At 40.5% G+C, this 2291-nt stretch carries 3 protein-coding genes; all 3 read right to left on the reverse strand.

Annotation, left to right across the window (positions count from 1 at the left end):
* Nucleotides 1–533: 533 nt before the first annotated feature.
* Nucleotides 534–908 carry a type II toxin-antitoxin system death-on-curing family toxin gene (locus BKH46_RS09165; protein WP_095226523.1) on the reverse strand — a complete coding sequence of 125 codons (375 nt, stop codon included), beginning with the start codon at nt 906–908 and terminating at the stop codon, nt 534–536.
* A 6-nt stretch (nt 909–914) separates the two neighbouring features.
* Complete coding sequence (locus tag BKH46_RS09615) at nt 915–1082, reverse strand: hypothetical protein (protein ID WP_172402626.1); 168 nt, start codon at nt 1080–1082, stop codon at nt 915–917.
* A gap of 853 nt (nt 1083–1935) precedes the next feature.
* Nucleotides 1936–2291, reverse strand: a 356-nt coding sequence (locus BKH46_RS09175) for a methionine adenosyltransferase domain-containing protein (RefSeq protein WP_172402627.1), incomplete at its 5' end; no start/stop codon positions are given.

Below are 2291 nucleotides of genomic sequence, written 5' to 3' on the forward strand. Positions count from 1 at the left end.
CCAAGCAGACAAGATTGTCCAAGACATTGACAACAATCCTAAGTCTTATGCTGTGATGTATGAGGTGAAGTAAGTCCCTTTGCCTTTAAGGGAGAGTAAAGTAAGAGGGGCTTTCAAAGATAAGGGGGGGGGTTAAACCCCTTTTTTGAAGTTAAAAAAGAATACAAAAGCCTTTTTGGATTAAAAAACAAACTTTGGCAAAATAAAAATCAAATACTCTTTTTGCTTACGCATTAAGGGGCTAAAGGGGGCTGACTTGAGCTTTGCGCCCCCTAAATCCCCTTAAAAACCCCTTTACCCCTGCACGCAAAGGCAAAATACAGAAAGGCAAGGAAGTTGCGAGCTTCCCCTCCATCGCATAATGATGGTTTGGGAGAAAAAAGAGTTTTTTGGGGGTAAAGGTCTTGACCCACCCACCCATTATGTTAGGGGTGGATAAATCCCCTTTTTTGAAACTAAAAAAACCCTTTGATTCAATTTATTAACACCACGCAAGCACGAAAGATTGCCCCCAAATCCGACCTCACAAAAGCTCATAAACACAAATGAGATTGTATCCACTCCAACAATCCCTTTTTATCTAACTTGCCATTAGCGAGGTCTAGGACGACTTCTTCGAGTAGCAAAGGGAAAGAGGTGTTTGCGTCTAAGGCATTATTTCTGTAGATAAAATATAGGGCGATATGGATAGCAGTGCGTTTGTTGCCATCTATAAAAGGGTGGAACTTCACACAAGCAAAAATCAAATGGGCTAATTTCTCATAAAAAGTGGGATAATAAGTATCGTTTTGGATATGGGACAAAGCACCCTCTAGGTATCCAATCCCTAGCACCCCATCTAGCCCACCCATCTCATTGATGATACTGCTATGGAGAGCGAGGACTTCTGTGAGGCTAGGATAGACCATAATTTTTTATTTATCTTTGAGCCGCTCATACATTGCTTTGAGTTTTGGGTCATTGAATACAAAATGATTGATGGCGTCAATAGCTTCTTTTTGGTCTTTGGTGAGTTTTTCTGCTGTGGATTTTGGATTTTGTATCTCTTTGTGCTCTTTGGTCTGTGCTTGATATTGTTCCATCTATCGCCCCTTGCAGATATATTTTAAACTTAGCTTTAAATTACCTTTTAAGCCCTGCTCTGATGGCTTGATTATAACGCAAGTTGGACAACTTTTTATCCCTATTTAATTTTTATCTGGGATTCTAAAGAGTCCTCAAGACCCACTCTTTCAATTTAAAAGCTAAACTCTTTTTGGATTGCTTCTCTTTCTTTCAAAAAAAGGGTTTTGAAAATCTTTCAAACTCTTAAGCAAATAAAACAATCAATCAAATCCATTTTTTAAAACTCTTTTCTATGAGAGGGTAAGGGGGCTCAAATTGCGAAGTCCGCAGTTTGGGTGGGAGGGTCAAAATTCCCCCTCAAACTCCCCCTTACCCCTGCCACGTTTAAATACAGAAAGGCAAAGACCAAAGGCAAATGCAGAAATGCAAGGGGGCTGTCTTTGCTCGCCCTCAGCAAGGGTGTTAAAAGACAGATTTAAGACTACAGAAGTGCGAACCTCTAAAAACGAGTTGATGAGAAGCAAAGCTTATCATAACTCTATCCTTTAGGAACGCAAGGGATTTTTAATCCCTAGAGTGGTCTTGGGGATTTCATAAAGAAATCCCAGATAAAAATTAAATAGAGGGAGGATTGCGAGCTTCCCCTCCTTATTTGCCGAAAAAAGAGTTTTTTCGGGGTTAAGGTCTTGACCCACCCATTGTGTTAGGGGAGGATAAACCCCTTTTTTGAAATTAAAAAAGTATTTTCAAAAAAGAGAAATAAAAAGCCTTTTTAGCTTCTTAAATTGAAAGAGTAATCTTTTAAGATCCCACAAAGAAATCCCAAATCAACAAACCAAAACTACCCCAATGATTGTTATCAGCGAATCTTTAAACCAAGTTTAAAAACTCTTTGATTTCTCCGACTTTGTCTGTCTTTTCCCACGAAAATTCAGGCAATTCTCTGCCAAAATGCCCATAAGCTGCTGTTTTTCTATAGATAGGTCGGAGCAGGTCAAGACTCTCGATGATCCCCTTAGGCGTGAGTCGGAATACCTTGCGCACGCAAGCTTCAATCTTTGCATCATCAAACTTTGAAGTGCCGTGCGTATCGACATAGATAGACACAGGCTCAACCACGCCGATAGCATAAGCAAGCTGCACGGTCGCTTTCTCGCACGCCCCAGAGGCCACGAGATTTTTAGCGACATACCTAGCTGCATAAGCAGCGCTTCTATCGACCTTGC

Source organism: Helicobacter sp. 12S02634-8 (genome assembly GCF_002272865.1).
In the GTDB taxonomy this organism is placed as follows: Bacteria; Campylobacterota; Campylobacteria; order Campylobacterales; family Helicobacteraceae; genus Helicobacter_J.